Source organism: Prauserella sp. PE36 (genome assembly GCF_003311655.1).
Lineage (GTDB): Bacteria > Actinomycetota > Actinomycetes > Mycobacteriales > Pseudonocardiaceae > Prauserella_A > Prauserella_A endophytica.
In genome coordinates, this window is record NZ_QEQT01000029.1 from 136,835 (window position 1) to 155,938 (window position 19,104).

Annotated in this window: 17 protein-coding genes; 6 read left to right on the forward strand and 11 right to left on the reverse strand. The window is 70.9% G+C overall.

Features of this window, described 5'->3' with window-relative positions:
• Positions 1-4 precede the first annotated feature (4 nt).
• Entirely contained in the window at positions 5-1,276 is a 1,272-nt protein-coding gene (locus tag DI005_RS02145) for an aspartate aminotransferase family protein (protein WP_228713554.1), read from the forward strand.
• A 76-nt stretch (positions 1,277-1,352) separates the two neighbouring features.
• Here DI005_RS02145 and DI005_RS02150 read toward each other — a convergent pair whose 3' ends face one another.
• Genes DI005_RS02150 through DI005_RS02175 form a run of 6 tightly spaced genes read right to left on the reverse strand, consistent with a single transcriptional unit; the run spans position 1,353 to position 8,035 of the window.
• Positions 1,353-2,627, reverse strand: coding sequence for an ABC transporter substrate-binding protein (locus DI005_RS02150; protein WP_113641098.1), 1,275 nt, complete (start codon positions 2,625-2,627; stop codon positions 1,353-1,355).
• A gap of 30 nt (positions 2,628-2,657) precedes the next feature.
• Positions 2,658-3,752, reverse strand: a complete 1,095-nt coding sequence (locus tag DI005_RS02155) for a branched-chain amino acid ABC transporter permease (protein WP_233519953.1) — start codon at positions 3,750-3,752, stop codon at positions 2,658-2,660.
• A complete protein-coding gene (locus DI005_RS02160; RefSeq protein ID WP_112265674.1) occupies positions 3,752-4,648 on the reverse strand; it encodes a branched-chain amino acid ABC transporter permease in 897 nt (298 codons plus the stop codon). Before DI005_RS02160 ends, DI005_RS02155 begins: the two co-directional genes overlap by 1 nt.
• Positions 4,645-6,483 carry a long-chain fatty acid--CoA ligase gene (locus DI005_RS02165; RefSeq protein ID WP_113641099.1) on the reverse strand — a complete coding sequence of 613 codons (1,839 nt, stop codon included), beginning with the start codon at positions 6,481-6,483 and terminating at the stop codon, positions 4,645-4,647. The genes DI005_RS02160 and DI005_RS02165 overlap by 4 nt, the downstream gene beginning before the upstream one ends.
• Positions 6,480-7,259, reverse strand: coding sequence for an ABC transporter ATP-binding protein (locus tag DI005_RS02170; protein ID WP_112265670.1), 780 nt, complete (start codon positions 7,257-7,259; stop codon positions 6,480-6,482). The genes DI005_RS02165 and DI005_RS02170 overlap by 4 nt, the downstream gene beginning before the upstream one ends.
• Positions 7,247-8,035 carry an ABC transporter ATP-binding protein gene (locus tag DI005_RS02175; RefSeq protein WP_112265668.1) on the reverse strand — a complete coding sequence of 263 codons (789 nt, stop codon included), beginning with the start codon at positions 8,033-8,035 and terminating at the stop codon, positions 7,247-7,249. Before DI005_RS02175 ends, DI005_RS02170 begins: the two co-directional genes overlap by 13 nt.
• Before the next feature lie 138 nt (positions 8,036-8,173).
• Between DI005_RS02175 and DI005_RS02180 the strand changes: the two genes are divergently transcribed.
• Positions 8,174-9,592: a M20/M25/M40 family metallo-hydrolase gene (locus tag DI005_RS02180; RefSeq protein WP_112265666.1), complete on the forward strand. Its 1,419-nt coding sequence runs from the start codon at positions 8,174-8,176 to the stop codon at positions 9,590-9,592.
• A gap of 6 nt (positions 9,593-9,598) precedes the next feature.
• Here the strand turns inward: DI005_RS02180 and DI005_RS02185 are convergent, their stop codons facing one another.
• From DI005_RS02185 to DI005_RS02205, 5 genes are read right to left on the reverse strand one after another with little or no spacing between them, the layout of a single operon-like run.
• The gene (locus DI005_RS02185) at positions 9,599-10,198 is read right to left on the reverse strand and encodes an energy-coupling factor transporter transmembrane protein EcfT (protein ID WP_112265664.1); all 600 of its coding nucleotides are present in this window, start codon (positions 10,196-10,198) and stop codon (positions 9,599-9,601) included.
• Entirely contained in the window at positions 10,195-10,869 is a 675-nt protein-coding gene (locus DI005_RS02190) for an energy-coupling factor ABC transporter ATP-binding protein (protein ID WP_112265662.1), read from the reverse strand. Before DI005_RS02190 ends, DI005_RS02185 begins: the two co-directional genes overlap by 4 nt.
• Positions 10,866-11,972 carry a thiolase family protein gene (locus tag DI005_RS02195; protein ID WP_113641100.1) on the reverse strand — a complete coding sequence of 369 codons (1,107 nt, stop codon included), beginning with the start codon at positions 11,970-11,972 and terminating at the stop codon, positions 10,866-10,868. The genes DI005_RS02190 and DI005_RS02195 overlap by 4 nt, the downstream gene beginning before the upstream one ends.
• On the reverse strand, positions 11,969-13,225 hold the full coding sequence (locus tag DI005_RS02200; RefSeq protein WP_304481721.1) for an AMP-binding protein: 1,257 nt from the start codon (positions 13,223-13,225) through the stop codon (positions 11,969-11,971). Before DI005_RS02200 ends, DI005_RS02195 begins: the two co-directional genes overlap by 4 nt.
• Entirely contained in the window at positions 13,222-13,797 is a 576-nt protein-coding gene (locus tag DI005_RS02205) for a biotin transporter BioY (protein WP_112265658.1), read from the reverse strand. Before DI005_RS02205 ends, DI005_RS02200 begins: the two co-directional genes overlap by 4 nt.
• 311 nt (positions 13,798-14,108) lie before the next feature.
• Here DI005_RS02205 and DI005_RS02210 point away from each other — a divergent pair, with 311 nt between their 5' ends.
• The 4 genes from DI005_RS02210 to DI005_RS02225 all read left to right on the forward strand — a co-directional run bounded on the left by DI005_RS02210 (position 14,109) and on the right by DI005_RS02225 (position 18,996).
• Complete coding sequence (locus DI005_RS02210) at positions 14,109-14,930, forward strand: ABC transporter substrate-binding protein (protein WP_112266709.1); 822 nt, start codon at positions 14,109-14,111, stop codon at positions 14,928-14,930.
• 58 nt (positions 14,931-14,988) lie between these two features.
• On the forward strand, positions 14,989-15,798 hold the full coding sequence (locus DI005_RS02215) for an amino acid ABC transporter permease (protein ID WP_112265656.1): 810 nt from the start codon (positions 14,989-14,991) through the stop codon (positions 15,796-15,798).
• Positions 15,795-16,550 carry an amino acid ABC transporter ATP-binding protein gene (locus DI005_RS02220; RefSeq protein WP_112265654.1) on the forward strand — a complete coding sequence of 252 codons (756 nt, stop codon included), beginning with the start codon at positions 15,795-15,797 and terminating at the stop codon, positions 16,548-16,550. Before DI005_RS02215 ends, DI005_RS02220 begins: the two co-directional genes overlap by 4 nt.
• Positions 16,551-16,629: 79 nt before the next feature.
• Complete coding sequence (locus DI005_RS02225) at positions 16,630-18,996, forward strand: oxidoreductase (RefSeq protein WP_113641101.1); 2,367 nt, start codon at positions 16,630-16,632, stop codon at positions 18,994-18,996.
• The last annotated feature ends 108 nt before the right edge of the window (positions 18,997-19,104 follow it).

A 19,104-nucleotide genomic window follows, 5' to 3' on the forward strand; every position in this document is an offset into this window, starting at 1 on the left:
AGGGATGGCAACCGGATCGGCGCAGTCGCGGCTGTGGCACCCCTTCGCCAACATGGCGGAGGTCAAGGACGACAAGTTCGTCGTGGACCGCGCCGAGGGCGTGTGGCTCTACGACCGCGACGGCAAGCGATACCTCGACGGCACCGCGGGGCTCTGGTACTGCAACGTGGGGCACGGGCGCACGGAGATCGTCGACGCCGTCGCCGCGCAGATGCGACGGCTCGACAACTACTTCACGTTCAACGACTACTCCAACGAGCCCGCAGAGGAGCTCGCGCGGCGGCTGTCCGGCCTCGCGCCCATGGACGAGGCGAAGATCTTCCTGACCACGGGCGGCGGCGAGTCCATCGACACCGCGGCCAAGCTCGCGCGGCTGTACTGGGCGCGCCGGGGTGAGCCCGAGCGGACCCACCTGATCAGCAGGCGGCAGTCCTACCACGGCACGAACGGCCTCGGCACCAGCATCGCGGGCATCGAGGGCAACCGCGACGGCTTCGGCCCGCTCGTCGCCGAGGCCACACGCGTCGCCTACGACGACGCCGAGGAGCTGCGGGCGGCGATCGAGCGCATCGGCCCGGAGAAGGTGGCCGCCTTCTTCGCGGAGCCCGTGATCGGCGCGGGTGGGGCTCGGCCGCCGGAACCCGGCTACCTGGAGGCGGTGGCGAAGATCTGCGCAGAGCACGACGTGCTGTTCATCGCCGACTCGGTGATCGGCGGCTTCGGCAGGCTCGGCGGCTGGTTCGGGGTCGAGCGCTGGGGCCTGCGGCCGGACATGATCACCTTCGCCAAGGGCGTCACGAGCGGGTACCTGCCGCTGGGCGGGGTCGCCGTCTCGGCAAGGGTGTCGGACGTCTTCTGGGAGGCGCCGGGCGCCGCGTTCATGCACGGGCCGACGTACTCGGGGCACCCGAGCGTGGCCGCGGCGGCACTGGCGAACCTGGACATCCTGGAGCGGGAGAACCTGCTGGCGCGCTCGCGGGAGCTGGAGAAACCGCTGCACGACGCGTTGCTCCGGCTGGCGGACCACCCGGCGGTGGCCGAGGTGCGCGGCGGCACCGGGCTGATCGGCGCCGTGGAGATCGACGCCGCTGTCCTCGCGGGCGACAGGGGCCTGATCACGCGCACGCAGAAGGCGATCCGTGAGCGCGGGGCGATCGTGCGTGTGCTGTGCGGCAACACGCTGGTGGTCTCCCCACCGCTCACGATCACCGAAGCCGAGCTGACCCTGCTGGCCGACACGATCGAAGCCGGCATCAACGGAGCCCTCACCGCGTGAGTGAAATGCCCCCCAAGGCCACCTTTGGTGCGTTGAACGCAACAAAGGTGGCCTTGGGGGCAGGTGGGCTAGTGGGCTAGGGGTTGGCTTTCTGGAACTCGAACTGCTTGGCCGCGTCGGAGGTGAAGTTGTACTTCAGCGTGGCCAGGCCGAAGGGCTTGCTCGGGTCCACCGAGAACAGCGTCGTCGAGCGAGGCGGGTTGCGCTTCGCCGCGGTGCCGTAGGTGTAGTCGCCCGTGAGCCCGTCGAAGGACACCGTGCCGATCTGCTCGCTGGCCTTCATGATGCCGTCACGCGAGAGGTCACCGTTCTCCACGGCCTTCTCCAGCACCGCCGTCATCGCGCGCGCCTGGTTGTAGCCGAACGCGAAGTAGTAGTCCGGCTGCTGCTGCGGCGCGTACCGCTCGACGTCGTCGATCATCTGCCGCATGCCGGGCACCGAGGTGTCGCCCCATTCCGTGCCCTCGGCGGCGATCGTCACGTACTGCCGCAGGTACGGCGCCACGGCCGACTTCGCCAGCGCGCCCACGAAACTCGGCGACTGCGCGTACCACTTCGGCCCGAACCGCGCCTGCGCCGCCGTGCCCCAGATCTTGCCCGCGTCGGTCGGCGTCGCCGTCAGGAACACCATCTCGCAGCGGGCCGCGGCCAGCGCACCGATCTGCCCCGCGTAGTTCTCGGTGCCCACCTTGAACTTCTGGGTGTTGGCCACCGTGAAGCCGAGCCGCTCCGCCGCGAAGTCGACACCCTCCTGGCCCGCCTCGCCGTAGACGTCGTCCTGCACCATCGTGCAGATCCGCGACTGCCGGTTGCCGCCGCCCTCCGTGAGGTAGTGCTGCATCGAGTTGATCGCCTGGATCTGGTACGGCGCCCCCACCGGCAGCAGGTGTTGTTCCCGCACCCAGAACGCGTCGAGCGACGCCGGTGCGGCGAGCATGTTGTCAGAGTCGAGCAGCGGCAGCACCGCGAGCGTCGGCGCCGTGCCGAGTACCTGGGTGAACGCGACGACGTCGCTCTTCACCTTGTTGTACTGCTGCACGGTGACGTCGGGCTTGTACTGCGTGTCTTCCTGGACCAGCTCCACCTTGTACTTGCCCGCGACGCCGCCCTTGGCGTTGAGCGCGTCGAACCACACCTTGTTGCCCTCGGTCAACGGCTGGCCGATCACCGCGATGGGACCGGAGAGCGGGCTCAGCACGCCGAGCTTGATCGTCGTGCCGTCGAAACCGGCTCCGCTGGCGGGCTCGCCAGCCTGCCCGCCGCCGGTATCGCCCTCGTCACCGGCACCGCCGCACGCGGCCACCAGCAGCGCTGTGCCAGCCAGCGCCACCCCGATCGCCAGGATCTCCACCGCTTCGCGTACATGACGAGCCTCCTTGCCTCAGTAGGAGAAGGGCCAGGCCTTGAAATAGGCCTTGATCCGTAGCCAGATGCCGGCCAGCCCCCGTGGCTCGAACACCAGGAACAGCACGATCAGCAGCCCGAACAGGGCCTGGTTGAGCGCGAACACACTGATGAAGCCCTCACCGCCGACGCTGGCCTGAACGCCGGGGATGGCCTCGCTGTAGCGATCGATGAGCGCGGGTAGCGCGCCCACGAAGATCGCTCCGAGCACGGCGCCGAAGATCGTGCCGAGCCCGCCGACGATGACGATCGCGATGTACTGGATGGACAGCAGCAGGTTCCACTCGTCGGGACTCACGAACTGCTGGTACGAGCCGAAGAGCGCACCCGCCATCGCCGCGATCGCGCTGGAGAGCATGAACGCGCCGATCTTGTACCGGCCCGCGCGCACACCGATCACCTCGGCCGCCTGGTCGCGGTCGCGCACCGCTTGCAGCGCCCGGCCCGGCCTGGTGCGCACGAGGTTCTTCGCGAGCAGGGCCACCAGCGCGACGAGCCCCCACACGAGCCAGAACCAGCCCTGGTTGCGGGAGTAGCTCTCGCCGAACAGGTTCAGCGCGGCGAAGTCGACCGGGCCGATCGACGCCCCCGCCGTCACCGGTGTGCCGGAGTTGCCGCCGGTGAGGTCGGTGAGGTTGCGCCACAGGTGCTCGCCGATGAACACCAGGCCGAGGGTGACGATCGCGAGGTAGTGCCCGCGCAGCCGCAGTGTGAACGGACCGATCAGCCCGCCGAGCGCGGCGCCGATCGCGGCGGCGGCCAGCAGCCACAACGGCAGCGGGAGTCCGATCTCGCCACCCACCCGCGCCGCGACGTACGCACCGGCGCCGATGAAGAACGCGTGCCCGAGCGAGATCTGTCCACAGTAGCCGGTCAGGAGATTGAGGCCGATCGCGCCGATCGCGGTGATGCCGACGTAGATGAGCACCGACAGCCAGAAGTCGTCCTGCAACACCGTCGGCAGCACGAGGAACACCACGACCAGCGCGGCGAGGCCGGTGCGCGCGAGCGGAGTGCCGAAGAGCCGCAGCTCGTCGGCGTAGCCCCGGGTCACGTTGCGGTGCGCGCCCATCAGACCCGCCTCACTTCCTTGGTGCCGAGCAGCCCGTAGGGACGGATCAGGAGGATCACGATCATCAGCAGGTACGGCACGATCACCGACACGTTGGAGCCCGCCCACGAGAACAGCTCGTCCTGGTAGCCGCGCGTGAGCGCCTCGGCGAGCCCGATGACGAGCCCGCCGAGCACCGCGCCCGCCGGCGAGTCCATGCCGCCGAGGATCATCGCCGGGAACGCGGCGAGCGCGATGAACCCGATCGACGGCGTCAGCCCGCCCGGCCCCGCTGCCATGAGGATCCCGGCGAGTGCGGCGAGTGCCGCCGCGATGGCCCACGACGTCGCGTACACGCGGCGTGCGCTGATGCCCTGCGCGAGCGCGGCCTCGGGGTCGAACGCGGTGACGCGCATGGCGAGGCCGAGCGACGAGTACCGGAAGAACACGAAGAACGCGGCGACGACGGCGGCGGTGAGTCCGATGGTCCACAGGTCGCGTACGCCGAACACGAGCCCGCCCGCCTCGACCGTGCGGATGTTCCACGGGTTGGTGACCTGCTTCTGGTCGAAGCCCCAGATCGCGGTGATCATCGGTTCGAGGATGAACAGCAGGCCGATGGTGATCATGATGACCGCGAACGGGGGTTGCCCCACCATGCGGCGCAGCACGATCCGCTCGAACGTCGCCCCGACGAGCGCCGCCGACGCGCAGCACAGCAGCACCGCGACGCCGAACGCGACCGCGAGGTTGTTGGAGAACGTGTAGCCGAGGTACGCACCGAGCGCGAGCAGCCCGCCCTGCGCGAAGTTGATCACCCCGGTGGACTTGAAGATCACCACGAAACCCAGCGCCACCAACGCGTACGTGGAGCCGAGCGCGAGGCCGGCGAAGCAGTTCTGCAGGAAAGCCGTCACTGGTACATCGCCTCGATCTCCGCCGCGAAGCGCTGCTCGATGGCCCTGCGCTTGACCTTCTGGGTCGCCGTCAGCTCGCCGCCCTCGTGGTCGAGTTCCCTGCCGATGAGCGTGAACCGCTTGACCTGCTCCACGCTGGCGAGCCGCCGGTTGGTCTCGGCGACCACACCCTCGACGAGCGCGTGCACCTCCGGTTTCGCGGAGAGGTCGGCGTAGGTCGTGTAGGCGAGGTCGCGGCGCCGGGCCCAGTCGCCCACCGTGTCGAGCTCGATGCCGATGAGTGCCGTGAGGTGCTTGCGGCGGTCACCGACCACCACGGCCTCGCGGATGTACGGCGAGACCTTCAGCAGGTTCTCGATCTCCGAGGGAGAGACGTTCTTGCCGCCCGCCGTGATGATGATGTCCTTCTTGCGGTCGGTGATGCGCAGGAAGCCGTTCTCGTCGAGCTCGCCGACATCGCCGGTGTGCAGCCAGCCGTCCTCGTCGATCGTCGCGGCGGTGGCCGCCGGGTTGTCGAGGTAGCCGAGGAACACGCCCGCCGATCGCGTGAGGATCTCGCCGTCGTCGGCGATCCGCAGCTCCACGCCGGGCAGCGCGGTGCCGACCGAGCCGAGCCGGACGTCGCCGGGCGGCGTGAGCGTGCAGATCGCGGTGTTCTCGGTCTGCCCGTAGCCCTCGCGCACGGCGACGCCGATGGCCCACAGGTACTCCAGCACCTGCGGGGCGATCGGCGCGGCGCCGCTCAGCGCCACGCGCACGCGCACCAGCCCGAGTTTCTCCCGCAGTGCACGGAAGACGAGCAGCTCGCACAGCGCGAGCACGATCCGGTCGCCGACCGTCGTGGCCCCGCGCATGCGGCGAGGCGCGATGCGCCTGCCCTGCCGCAGGCACAGGCGGTAGAGGGTGCGTTTGAGCCGGGACGCGTCGGCCATGCGCAGCTCGACGCCGGCCAGCATCTTCTCCCACACACGGGGCACGCCGAGGAACACGGTGGGCTGGATGTCGCGCAGATCGTGGGCGAACGACGCGCCGCCCTCGCCGAAGTTCACCACCGAGCCGGCCCACACCGAGTCGATCACCGACGTGAGCCGCTCGGCGATGTGGCACAGCGGGAGGTAGCTGAGCACCTCGTCGGACGCCGAGCCGCCGAGCGCGTCGACGAACGTGCTCGCCGAGGCGACGAGGTTGAGGTGGGAGAGCAGCGCGCCCTTCGGCGGCCCCGTGGTGCCGGAGGTGTAGACGATGATCGCGGGCTTACCGGGGTCGAGCGCGGCCACGGAGTCCGTGAACGCCGCGAGCGGATCGCCGCTCGCGGCGCCGCGTTTCTCCAGCTCCGCGAACGTGAGCAGCCCCTCCTGCCGGATTCCGCGCGGGTCGATCACCACGATGTGGCGCAGCTCGGGCAGCCGGTCGCGCACCGCGAGCGCCTTGTCGAGCTGCTCCTCGTCCTCGGCGATGAGCACGCGGGCGCGGCAGTGCCCGAGCAGGTACTCCACCTCGCTCTCCGGCGAGGTCGGGTAGACGCCGACGCACTGGGCGCCGAGGCCCTGCACGGCCAGGTCGGCGATCACCCACTCCGGCCGGTTCTCGGCGTGCACGGCCACGCGCGTGCCCGGCTCCACGCCCAGCTCACGCAACCCGGCGGCGACGCAAGCGACGCGGTGGGCGTACTCGGCCCACGTCCACTCGCGCCAGTAGCCCCGGTGCTTCTCGCGCAGTGCCACCGCTTTCCCGCGCTGCCTGGCGTTGGCGAGCAGCCTGCCGGGCAGGGTCGGGCGGGCATCGCCCGTGGCCGCGAGGGCGGCCTCCGCGCCGGCGACGGTGCCGGACGTCATGCCGCACCTCCGAGGTACGCCTCGATCACCTGCGGGTCGTCCTGCACCTCGCTCGGCTTGCCGGTGGCGATCGCGACGCCGAAGTCGAGCGCCAGCACCCGGTCGGCGAGGTCCATCACCAGGCTCATGTCGTGCTCGACGAGGATCATCGCCAGCCCCAGCTCGCGACGGACCTCCAGCAGGTAGCGCGCGGTGTCCTCGGTCTCCTCCAGGTTCATGCCGGCCACGGGCTCGTCGAGCAGCAGCAGTCTCGGCTCCATCGCGAGCGCCCTGCCGAGCTCCGCCCGTTTCGCGACGCCGTAGGGCAGCATGCCCGCGGGCATCCTGCGGTAGGGCTCCAGCTCCAGTAGTTCGACGATCTCCTCGACCGCGGCCCGGTGGGTGATCTCCTCGCGCTTGGCTCTGCCCCACCAGAACATGCCGGAGAAGAAGCCCGTGTGCATGAGGTGGTGCCTGCCGAGCATGAGGTTCTCGATGAGCGTGAGATGGGCGAACAGGCCGAGGTTCTGGAACGTGCGCGCCACGCCGAGGCCCGCGATGGCGGCGGGCGGACGGCCGAGCAGCGACGTGCCGTCGAGCGTGATCGTGCCCCGCTGCGGACGGTAGACGCCGTTGAGGCAGTTGAAGATCGACGTCTTGCCCGCGCCGTTGGGGCCGATGATCGCGAACAGCTCCCCCGGCTCGACGTCGAACGACACGTCGTCGAGCGCGGTGACGCCGCCGAAACGCAGTGTCACGTCCGTGAACTCCAGCAGCGGCTCGCTCACGCGCTCCATCGCTTCTTCCTCCGGTAGCTCTTGACGTCGGCGAAGGAGCGCCGTTGTCCGGCGCTGGTCCCGAGGTAGAACTCACGGATGTCGGAGTCGGCGAGCAGTTCGGCGGAGGGGCCGTCCTTGACGACCTTGCCGGTCTCCAGCACATAGCCGTAGTCCGCGATCGACAGCGCCATCACGGCGTTCTGCTCCACGAGCAGCACGCTCGTGCCCTGTTCGTTGATCTGCACCACGATGTCGCGCACCTGCTCCACCAGCCTGGGCGCGAGCCCGAGCGAGGGCTCGTCGAGCAGCAGCAGCCGGGGCGAGGCCATGAGCGCCCTGCCGATGGCGAGCATTTGCTGCTCGCCGCCGGAGAGGTAGCCCGCGATCGACTTCCGTCGCTGGGCGAGCACGGGGAACAGGTCGAGCACGCGGGCGTAGGACTCGCGGATCTCGGTGCGGGAGCGTCGCGTGTAGGCGCCTGCCCGCAGGTTCTCCTCCACCGTGATCTCGGCGAAGACGCGCCTGCCCTCCATCACCTGCGCGATGCCCCTGCGCACGATCTCGGCGGGGTCGGCGGCGGTGATGTCGGTGTCCTCCAGCTGGACCGTCCCCTTGGTGATCTTGCCGCGGTGGGGCACGAGCAATCCGGTGATGGCGCGCAGGAGGGTTGTCTTGCCCGCGCCGTTGGCGCCGAGGAGCGCGACGACGGCGCCCGCTGGCACCTCGAGGCTGAGTCCCCTGAGCACGAGGACCACGTCGTCGTAGACGACTTCGAGGTTGTTGACGGAGAGCATCGGCGGGGGCAACGGATCCACTCCTTCGTCCTCGAATGTGATGTGGATCACGACGAATATGGACGTTATTCGCATACCGAGCGCTCACACAAGCCCCGATCCGAACTGTGACCTTCAGCCGTTTGGCAGGATGAATCCGTGGAACAGCGAGCCGTAAGTGACACAGTCCGTGAGCTGTGGGCGAATGACGTACTGCCGAGCCTCTCCGGTTTGGTCGAGATCCCCGCGCTTTCTCCCGTTTTCGACCGGGACTGGGCACGGACGGGACAGCTCGACGCGGCCGTCGACCACGTCCGCGAGTGGCTGTCCGCGCGCGAGCTGCCGGGGGCCACGATCGACGTCGTGCGCCTCGAAGGCCGCAGCCCCGTGCTGCTGCTCGACGTGCCTGCCACCCCCGGGGCGGAGGACCGGGGCACGGTGCTGCTCTACGGTCACCTCGACAAGCAGCCGCCGGTGGGCGGCTGGGCCGACGGGCTCGGCCCGTGGAAGCCGGTGATCGAGGACGGCAAGCTCTACGGGCGCGGCTCCGCCGACGACGGCTACGCCGGTTACGCGGCGACGGTCGCGCTGGAGGCCGTGCACGCCGCCGGTGGTGAGCACGCGCGCGCCGTCGTGCTGCTGGAGACCGGTGAGGAGTCCGGCAGCCCCGACCTGCCCGCCTACCTTGACCACCTCGCCGAGCGGCTCGGCCGCGTGTCGTTCGTCGTGTGCCTCGACTCCGGCGGCAACGACTACGAGCGGCTCTGGCTCACCACGAGCCTGCGCGGCCTCGCGCAGGTGCGGGTGACCGCACGGGTGCTCGACTCCGCGCAGCACTCCGGCCTCGCGAGTGGTGTGGTGCCCAGCTCCTTCCGGGTGCTGCGGCAGCTGCTCGCCCGAATCGAGGACGCGGCGAGCGGCGAGATCCTACTGGCGGAGTGCAACGTCGAGATCCCGGCCAACCGCGTCGAGGAGGCCCGCGCCACGGCGGAAGTCGCCCCCGGTGCGACGCGCACGGCGTTCCCCCTGCACGGCTCCACGCGGCCGGTGTCCGACGACGAACTGGAGCTGCTGCTCAACAACAGCTGGCGGCCCACCCTGTCCGTGATCGGCGCCTCGGGCTTCCCCCAGCCCGACGAGGCCGGCAACGTCCTTCGCGACCACACCACGCTCGCGCTGAGCTTCCGGCTCCCGCCCACCGCCGACTCCTCGGCCGCGCTGAACGCCATCGAGAAGGCGCTCACCACCGACGTCCCGTACGGCGCGACCGTGGAGCTGACCGGCATCGAGCACGCCGACGGCTGGAACGCGCCCGAGCTTGCCCCGTGGCTCGCGGGCGCGCTGGAGCTGGTCAGCGACGGTGTGTTCGGCAACCCCTGGCGCAGCGTCGGCCTCGGCGGGTCGATCCCGTTCATGGGCCTGCTCGGCGAGAAGTACCCCGAGGCGCAGTTCCTGGTCACCGGCGCGCTGGGCCCCGACTCGAACGCCCACGTGCCCGACGAGTGGCTCCACCTCGACCACGCCCAGCGCGTCACCGAGGCGGTCGCCCACATCCTCGACGCCCACGCGAAGGGCTGACCCCGGTCAGCGGTCCCCGGCGCCACGGGCGGCGAGGGCTTCGCCGAGCTCGTCGGCGTGGCGGAGGGTACGCACGAGAAAGGGCACGGCGAAGGCGGTGACCGAGCGCTCGGCGCCGCGAGCCTTCGCGGCCTCCCGCACCTCGCGCGCGATGCCGGACAACGTCGCCACCGCCTGCATCGTCAGCCCCACCAGCAGGCCCACCGACTCCGGCCGCACCCCGAACCGCCGCAGCGGCCGCGCCCAGCGCTCGACCGCCGACACCACGTCGTCCACCGGCGTCGTGAGCGTGACCAGGTTCGCCGCCGCCAGAGCCGTCACCAGCCGCAGGCACACCACCAGCGCGGCCTGCGCGCCCAGCAGCCACCACTGCAACGCGAACACGAACACCGCGAGAATCAGCAGCGCCCGCGCCGTCCGCAGCCAGCGTCTCGCCGGGATCCTCGCGAGCGCGTAGCCGAGCAGCACCACGCCGCACAGCACGCCCAGCCACAGCGGTGAGCCAAGCACGAACACCGCCGCGGCGAGCGCGAACAACGCCAGCAGCTTGGCCCCCACCGGCGCGCGGTGCACCACGCTCGTGCCGGGTTCGTGCGCGGAGATCATTCGGCGAGCTTCCGGTAGTACCGCAGCGCGGGTTCCGGCTCGTCGTCGGCGACCACGCGCCCGCCGTCGAGCACCACCACCCGGTCGAAGCCGTCCAGCAGGTCGAGGTCGTGGGTCACGAGCACCACCTGCTGCCGCAGCGTGCCGAGCAGCTCGGCGAACCGGCGCTTGTTGCGCAGATCGAGCAGCGTCGTCGGCTCGTCGCACACGAGCACCGCCGGGTCGAGCACCAGCATCGCGCACAGCGCCAGCAGCTGTTTCTGCCCGCCGGAGAGCTGGTGGGCGGGGTGCTCCGCGTAGCCGTCGAGGCCGTACTCGGCGAGCACCTCGGCCGCCCTCAGGGCGCGCTCCGCCTTGGACAGTCCGCTGCCGCGAAGGGAGAACGCCACGTCCTCGCCCGCGGTGGGCATCACGATCTGGCTGTCGGGGTTGGTGAAGACGAACCCGACGTGCTTGCGGACCTTGCGCCCGTCCTTCGCCGGGTCGAGGCCGTCCACCAGCACCTTGCCGTCGTCCGGCAGCACCAGGCCGTTGATCATGCGGGCGAGCGTGGACTTGCCGGAGCCGTTGGCGCCGACGAACGCGACCCGCCGCTCCGGCAGCGTGAGTTCCACGTCGGACAGCACGACGCGGTCGCCGAAGCGGTGCCCCACGCGGGAGAACTCGATCACGACACGGCCTCCCACATCGCCGCCACGCCCACACCGCCGCCGGCCGACAGCGCGGAAAGCCCCGAGCCGCCGGTGCCCAGCAGCCGGTGGAACAGCCGCACCACCAGCACCGCGCCCGACGCTCCCCAAGGATGCCCGAGCGCGATCGCGCCGCCGTCGGGGCTCACGGTCTCCTCGTCGATCCCCGCCGCGTCGAGGCACGCGAGCGTCTGCCCGGCGAAGGCCTCGTTGAACTCCACGACGTCCGGCGCGCGGTCGAGCACCGACTTCATCGCGGGGACGGCCCCGAGTCCGAGCAGGTTTGGGTCCACGGCAGAGGTCGCCGACGCCACGAGCCGCAACCCCGGCAGGCCACGCTCACGCCGGAACCGCTCGCTGACCACCAGCACCGCGGCGGCGCCGTCGTTGACGCCGCACGAGTTCGCCGCGGTCGCCGTGCCGCCCGGCGTGAAGGCGGGCCGGAAGCGGGCGAGCCGCTCGACGGTGAATCCAGCCCTCGGCCGCTCGTCCCGCTCCACCCCGCCGATGGGAACCACCTCGGCGGCGAAGCGGCCTGCTCGCTGCGCCGCGACGGCGCGGTCGTGGCTGCGGACGGCGAACGCGTCCTGCCGGGTGCGGGAGATCCCGGCCTCGGCGGCGACGCGGTCGGCGGCGGGTCCCATGTCCGGGTCGCCCAGCTCGGCCGGAGCGAACGGGGCCCGCGTGTACCAGGTCGGCGGCTCGGTGCGCCACGCGCGATACGGCGCGGTCGAGGCGCTCTCGACACCGCCCGCGAGGTACACCTCGCCCTCGCCGGCGCGGACCAGCGAGGCGGCCAGCGTGATCGCGGCGAGCCCGCTCGCGCACTGCCGGTCGACGGTCACGCCGGGCACCTGGGCGCCGAGCCCCGCGCGCAGCGCGGCGACGCGGGCCGGGTTGCCGCCGGGGCCGAACACGTTGCCGAGCAGCACGTCGTCCACGGTGCTCACGGCCGCGTCGGCGAGCACGGCGCGCAGAACGGGTGCCGCGAGCCGGTCGACCGGGTGCCCGCGCAGCGCGCCGCCCGCGTTGCCGATCGGGCTCCGCCGGGCGGCGACGACCACGGGGGTCCGCTCGTCACTCATCGCAACGGCTCCGCGAGCAGGGTGCCGTCGCGCAGCTGCGCGGCGGCCCGCGCCCTGGCCGGTTTGCCCGAGGCCGTGCGCGGTAGTGCCTTGGTGGTCAGCCACACCCGGGGCCGCTTGCCGGACGCGAGCCCTTCGCGTGCCGCGGTCCGCAGCCGACGCAGCGACGGCGGATCGTCCGACTCCACGATCGCGGTCACCAGCTCGCCGAGCCTGGAGTGCGGCGTGCCCGTCACCAGCACGTCGGCCACACCCGGCACCGCGCGCAGCACGGCCTCCACCTCCTCGGCGGCGACGAGCCTGCCCCCGCTGGACACGGTCGCCGAACCCCGCCCGTGCACGCTCAGCACACCCGCCACGCTCAGCTCCACGCGGTCGCCGACGCTCGACCACTCCGGCGCGGGCTCGAGCGCGCCGTCGCGCAGGTAGCCGGAGAAAGCCAGCGGGGAGCGCACCCACAGCACGCTGTCGCGCACGTCCAGCTCCACCCCCGGCACCGGCCGCAGGCCGTCGGCGTGCCGCAGGGCGATCAGCGAGTGCTCGGCGGAGCCGTAGTACTCCACCAGCTCGGCCTGCGGCAGCAGCCGCGCGAAGCGCTCGCGCAGACCGTCGTCCACGTGCGCGCCGCCGCACACGACCGTCCGCAGCGCGGAGGGACGCCGTTCGGTCAGCAGTGTGGAGAGCTGTGCGGGCACCACGTGCACGGTAGCCGCGGCCGCCGCCTCCCTCGGCTCGAACCGGGGCCGCACGCGCAGCTCCGCGCCCGACCACAGCGCGTGCAGCGCCCCGAAGAGAAACAGCGACGAGCTCAGCGGCCCGCCGATCAGCACCGGCCCCGGCGCGGGCCCGAGCGCGGCGAAGCTCCTCAGCCACGAGGCCCGCGTCCGGCTCAGCACCTTAGGCGTCCCGGAGCTGCCCGACGTGGTGGCCAGGCAGAACGCCGTGCGGTCGTCCCCGCGTGGCTCGACGAGCGTTGACGCGGGCTCCGGGGCGCCCTTCACCACCGCGTGCGGCGCGGCGTCCGCCAGCACCGCCGCCCGCTCGGCCGGTGTCCACGACGGTTCGAGCACGAGCGTGGCCGCGCCCAGCAGGTCGGCGCCGAGCAGCCACGGCAGCGGTTCCAGGGCGTCCACGGCGACGCGCGCGCCCTCGCCGATCCCCCGCGCGGCCAGCGCCGCGGCCGCCCCGTGCACCGGGGCGAGCAGGTCGGCGGGCAGTTCGGCCCCGCCGAGGATCGGGGGCGAATGGGTCACTCGCCGTGCACCGCCGGGCGGGCCAGGGTGCCGGGCAGCGCGCGGTGGACCACGGCCGCGATCACCGCCGCGGCCACCACCTTGCCCGCGTCACCCGGCAGGAACACGAGGGACTGCACGGCGGCGGCGCCGAGGTCGCCCGTGTAGGCGCCGAGGAACGGGATGCCGATGGCGTAGTCGACCGCGAGACCCGCCGTGGTCGCCATCAGCAGCACCGGCAGGCCCGGCCGCTCCGCTCGCTGCACGATCAGGCCGGTGACCAGCGCGGAGGCGATCCAGCCGAACAGGAACCCGCCGCTCGGTCCGACGAACGGCGCGAGACCGCCGCGACCACCGGACAGCAGGGGCAGGCCGATGGCCACCAGAGCCAGCAACAGCACGACCGACGCCGTGCCCCTGCGTGCGCCGAGGATCGCCCCGGCCAGCAGCGGCCCCGCGTTCTGGATGACGATCGGCACGCCGGAGCCGCCGAGGTAGATGCCGGGGAAGATCCCGAGCACGGCGATGAAGGCGGCGAAGACGACCGTCCTGGCGAGGTCCGCCGCAGGTAGTGAGACACGTGGTGCGGGCACGTCTGGCAAGGTAACCCGGCTCGCGCGCACGTCGACAAGACGTGCGTCACGTTTGCCGCATCACCCGGTCGAGTGGCGTTCGGCAACCTGCAGTGAAGGCCACCATGCCTGCGCCCACCCGTCTCTCCCCACCACCCGAACGGAGCCGCTGCGCGCCGCTGTGCCTGATCAACGCAGTGAAGGTGGCCTTCACTGCGGATGGGTCTCAGCGCGTCGCAACGCCTCCGTAACGTCCCTGGTGCTGTGCACTAGCCCCGGAGGGTGGCAGGATGCGTGCACTCAACCAGTATGAACTACTAGGAGTGAACATCGTGGCGCGTCGACTGCACACCAGAGCGCTGATTCTCCTTCCGGCCCTCGCCCTGGCCGCGACCGCGGCCGCGTGCGCCGAAGAGGTGAACCCTGGCGAGGACTCGCAGGCGGGCGGTGAGGTCTCGCTCATCAACGAGGGCAAGCTCACCACGTGCACGCACCTGCCCTACCCGCCGTTCCAGTTCACCCAGGACGGCAAGACCGTCGGCTTCGACGTCGAGCTCGTCGACCTCGTCGCCAAGGACCTCGGGGTGCAGCAGGAGATCTTCGACACCTCGTTCGAGGGCATCGAGTCCGGAGCCTCCTTCGACACCGGCCAGTGCGACCTCGCCGCCGCCGCGATCACCATCACCGAGACGCGCGACAAGGTGATGGACTTCTCCGACGGCTACTTCGACGCCAACCAGGCGCTGCTCGTCAAGAAGGGCTCCGGCATCGACGGGCTCGGCAAGCTGCGCGGCAAGGTGCTCGGTGTGCAGCTCGGCACCACCGGCGAGGACTACGCCGAGGAGAACAGGGCCAAGCACGGCTACACGGTCCGCCAGTTCGAGGACCTCGCTCTCCTGCAGACGGCCGTCAAGACCGGGCAGATCGACGCGGGCATCAACGACAACTCCGTGCTGTACGACTTCGTCAAGAACAACCCCGACACCGAGGTGACGGCCGAGTTCGAGACCGGCGAGGAGTACGGCATCGCCGTGCGCACCGGCAACAACGCGCTTCGGTCGAAGATCAACGAGGTGATCGCCGCCGCGAAGCAGGACGGCACCTACGACGAGATCTACGAGAAGTGGTTCGGCCGGAAGCCGGACAGCCAGTAACCCGCTGACCTCGGCTCGTGAGTGGCGGGGGNGAGCCACTTCTCGAGGAGTTCCTTTCATGGCGATGTCTCGGCGCCAGCGTGCGCGGGCTTTCCGCGGCGGGCAGTACGGCGTCCTCATCCTCGCGATCGTGCTGCTGGCGGTGTTCGCCGACTGGGGCACGATCCGCGACGCGTTCTTCAACCTGGACGCGGCGTCAACGCAGTTCCCGGAGATCCTCTCCACCGCTCTCGTCAACACGATCATCTACACGGCACTCGGGTTCGCCCTCGGTCTCGGCCTCGGCCTCATCCTCGCGCTGATGAAGCTCTCGTCGGTCGGCCCGTACCGCTGGCTCGCGACGATCTACATCGAGTTCTTCCGCGGCATCCCCGCACTGCTCGTGTTCATCGCGCTGGGCTACGGCGTGCCGCTGGCCTTCGGCATCCGGTTCGACATCTACTCGACCGCGGCGATCGCGCTCGGCCTCGTCGGCTCCGCCTACATCGCGGAGACCCTGCGGGCCGGCATCCAGGCCGTGCCGCCGGGCCAGATCGAGGCGGCCCGCTCGCTCGGCATGTCCCAGACGCGGACCACGGTGACGGTGGTGATCCCGCAGGCGTTCCGGATCATCCTGCCGCCCCTGACCAACGAGCTGATCCTGCTCACCAAGGACTCGTCGCTGATCTACCTGCTTGGTCTGGTGCGTGACGAGTACGAGCTGGCGAAGTTCGGCCGTGAGGGGCTGAACGCGACGGGCTCACTGACCCCGATCCTCCTCGCCGGCCTCTGCTACCTGATCATCACCGTGCCGCTCGGCTACCTGTCGCGGTACCTGGAGCGCAGGACGGGCCGCAAGGTGGACGAAGGACTGAAGGTGACGGCATGAGTGACGTGATCATCGAGGTCTCCGGCCTCCACAAGGCGTTCGGCAAGCTCGAGGTGCTCAAGGGCATCGACATGAGCGTCCGGCGCGGCGAGGTCGTGTGCATCATCGGGCCGTCGGGCTCCGGCAAGTCGACGCTGCTGCGCTGCGTGAACCTGCTGGAAGAGCCGAACTCGGGCGCGGTACGCGTCAACGGTTTCGAGATGACCGACCCTGACGTGGACATCGACAAGGCCCGCCGCACGATCGGCATGGTCTTCCAGAGCTTCAACCTGTTCGGCCATCTCTCCGTGCTCGACAACCTCACCATCGCCCAGCGGAAGGTGCTCAAGCGCGACCCGGCCGAGGCCACGGCGATCGCGAGGGAGAACCTGCGCAGGGTGGGGTTGGAGGAGAAGGCGAACTCCATGCCGTCGCAGCTCTCCGGCGGCCAGCAGCAGCGGGCCGCGATCGCGAGGGCGCTGTCGATGCAGCCCGCCGTGATGTTGTTCGACGAGCCCACCTCGGCGCTCGATCCCGAGCTGGTCGGCGACGTCCTCGGCGTCATGCGCCAGCTGGCGAACGAGGGCATGACGATGCTCGTGGTGACCCACGAGATGCAGTTCGCCCGCGAGGTCGCCGACAAGGTGCTGTTCATGGACGGTGGCGTGGTCGTGGAGGAGGGTCCACCCGCGCAGGTGATCGGCGAACCACGGCACGAGCGCACGCAGACGTTCCTGCACCGGGTGCTGAACCCCGTGCACGTGATCGACTGATCCGGGAACCAACCTCGCTGCGCGGTCGTCCACATACAGAATGTGGTTTCACACGGCCGAGCTACAGAGGAGACGCGCGATGCCGGGTTTTCGCCGAGCAGGCCGTGAACCCGGCGAAAGCGAGGACGGGCAGGTCGAGACGGCTGAGCCGGAGCGGCCCCCGTTCGACCCCTTCGCGCCGAGCCCGGACCGCCGCTACGAGGTCAACGCCGCCGACCTGCTGCGTCCCTTCATCGAGCCCGGCAGCGGCGGGCTGCTGCGCTGGCGCAAGCAGGCGACCAACGCGCCGATCGTGCAGGTCGAGGACGCCTACATCACGGGCAAGCTCGACCTGCGCGCGGCGGACCTGCAGTACCTGTTCCGGTTCGAGCGCTGCCGGTTCGAGCAGCCGCCCGACGTGCGGGAGGCCAACCTGCTCGGGCTCGTGTTCCGGCGGTGCTGGCTGCCGGGGCTCAAGGCCCGCAACTTCCGCAGCCGCAACGACGTCCGGCTGATCCGCTGCCTGGTGGAGGTCGACTCGGGGCGGGACGACTCGGAGACCACGGTGCGCCGCGCCGACGACCTGGAGCGCGGGCTGCCCGACGCGGCCGTCAACCTCACCGACGCCGTGATCGAGGGCTCCGTGGTGCTCACGCGCACGCGGATCTTCCACCCGCGCGGCAAGGCCGTGCAGGCCGACCGGCTGGTGATCACCGGCGCGCTGCTCGCGTACCGGCTGGAGGCGAGCGGCGAGGTGCGCGTGCCCGGCCTGCGCGCGGGCGGCAACGTGAACTTCTCGGGCGCCACGCTCGACAACCCGGAGGGCTTCGCCCTCAACGGCAACGGCATGCAGATCGGTGGCAGCCTGCTGTGCGAGGTGGACAACTACGGTCCCCGCGCCTCCCGCAGACGGTTCACCGCCAACGGGATGCTGTTCATGCCGAGCCTGAACGTGGCGGGCGACATCGTGTTCAGGGGCGGGCGGCTCGCGGTCGACCAGACCGGCGAGATCGTGGTGGACGCGTGGAAGACCGGTGACTGGTACGTCGATCCCCGGCCGTCCCTGATCGCCGACCGGATGCACGTGGAGGGCAACGTCGAGCTCAGCGACCAGCTCGACGTCACCGGCACCATCCGCATGGTCAACGCCCACCTCGGCGGTTCGCTGCGGCTCGCGGGCGCGCGGATCAAGGTGCTGCGGGGGCAGACGCCGCCGTTCCACGACCGGGCCGTGCACCTCGACGGCAGCGAGATCAACGGCGACATCGACGGCAAGGGCATGTGGTCGGAGGGGCAGCTGCGCCTGGCCGACGTCACCGTGCGCGGCAACGTGCTGATCTCCGGGGCCACGTTCTTCCACCCCGAGCGCGACGTGGTCTCGGCCCGGCGCAGCACCGTGTCCGGCAACCTGCTGCTCACCGACTGCGCGGTGGCCGGAACGCTGCGGCTGCAGGGCATGACCGTCGGCGGGAGCATCGATCTTCGGGGCACCGACGTGGGCCAGCCCGAGGTCACCGAGGCCGGCAGCTGGGCGGTGGACCTGCGGTCGGTGCAGGTCGCCAGGAGCCTGCTGCTGATGGCCAACCGCGACCGGCCGTTCCGGGCCAGGGGCGGCGTGACGATGGACGGCGCGGTGGTCAAGCGGCAGATCGACTTCACCGGTTCCGAGCTGGTCTCGACGCCGAGGGACGGGATCGCGCTCGACGCGGGTGACACCGTGGCCGACGAGTTCGTGCTCGCCCCCGAGGTTCCGCCGGACGGCACGGTGGTGCTGCGCAGGGCCCACTGCGGGACGCTGTCCGACACGCCTGCGCTGTGGCGGGCCACGGGCGGCCTCGAGCTGGAGGACTTCCGCTACGACGCGCTCGACACCCCGATCGACCTGCGCGACGACGGCACCGTCAAGGCGCGGCTGCGGATGCTGCACGACGCCATGCCGGGCTACCGGCCGGGCCCGTACGACCAGCTCGCCACGATGTTGCGCACGAGCGGCAACGAGGAGCACGCCGACACCGTGCTGCTCAAGAAGCAGCAGTACCGCTACGAGTCGCTAGCTCGTGGCTACCGGTTCCTCGGGCTGGGCGTGCGGTTGTGGAGCTGGTTGCAGCGGTCGATGGTCGGCTACGGCTACCGCCCCGTCCGCGCGCTCGCGTGGCTGGTCATGCTGCTCGTGGCGGGCAGCCTGTGGTTCGGCCTGCGCAGCGACGAGTGCACGCTCGACACCGAGCGGTTCGAGGTGATCGGCGAGCGCTGCACGGTGAACCGCGACGATTCGGGCCTGGAGTGGAACCCGGTGCTCTACACCGCCGACCTGCTGGTGCCGATCGCCGACTTCGGCAACAAGGGCCGCTGGTACATGGCCGACGAGGACAAGTGGGTCTCCACCGGGTTCACGGCGATGGGCTGGGTGCTCGCCACCACGGTGGCGGCAGGCATGACGCGCACACTCCGCCGCAACGGCAGCTAGCCCCCGCCACCTGTCCGCCAACCGCAGTGAAGGCCACCATGCCTGCGTTGAACGCAGTGAAGGCCACCATGCCTGCGCCCGCCCGTCTCCCACCACCACCCAACCGGA

What these genes read in the sequence shown, in the direction of transcription:
- DI005_RS02145 (WP_228713554.1), top strand. Translation starts at nt 5, where the DNA reads ATGGCAACCGGATCGGCGCAGTCGCGGCTGTGGCACCCCTTCGCCAAC.
- DI005_RS02155 (WP_233519953.1), bottom strand. Translation starts at nt 3,752, where the DNA reads ATGGGCGCGCACCGCAACGTGACCCGGGGCTACGCCGACGAGCTGCGG.
- DI005_RS02165 (WP_113641099.1), bottom strand. Translation starts at nt 6,483, where the DNA reads ATGACGTCCGGCACCGTCGCCGGCGCGGAGGCCGCCCTCGCGGCCACG.
- DI005_RS02170 (WP_112265670.1), bottom strand. Translation starts at nt 7,259, where the DNA reads ATGGAGCGCGTGAGCGAGCCGCTGCTGGAGTTCACGGACGTGACACTG.
- DI005_RS02175 (WP_112265668.1), bottom strand. Translation starts at nt 8,035, where the DNA reads ATGCTCTCCGTCAACAACCTCGAAGTCGTCTACGACGACGTGGTCCTC.
- DI005_RS02185 (WP_112265664.1), bottom strand. Translation starts at nt 10,198, where the DNA reads ATGATCTCCGCGCACGAACCCGGCACGAGCGTGGTGCACCGCGCGCCG.
- DI005_RS02195 (WP_113641100.1), bottom strand. Translation starts at nt 11,972, where the DNA reads ATGAGTGACGAGCGGACCCCCGTGGTCGTCGCCGCCCGGCGGAGCCCG.
- DI005_RS02215 (WP_112265656.1), top strand. Translation starts at nt 14,989, where the DNA reads ATGGCGATGTCTCGGCGCCAGCGTGCGCGGGCTTTCCGCGGCGGGCAG.
- DI005_RS02220 (WP_112265654.1), top strand. Translation starts at nt 15,795, where the DNA reads ATGAGTGACGTGATCATCGAGGTCTCCGGCCTCCACAAGGCGTTCGGC.
- DI005_RS02225 (WP_113641101.1), top strand. Translation starts at nt 16,630, where the DNA reads ATGCCGGGTTTTCGCCGAGCAGGCCGTGAACCCGGCGAAAGCGAGGAC.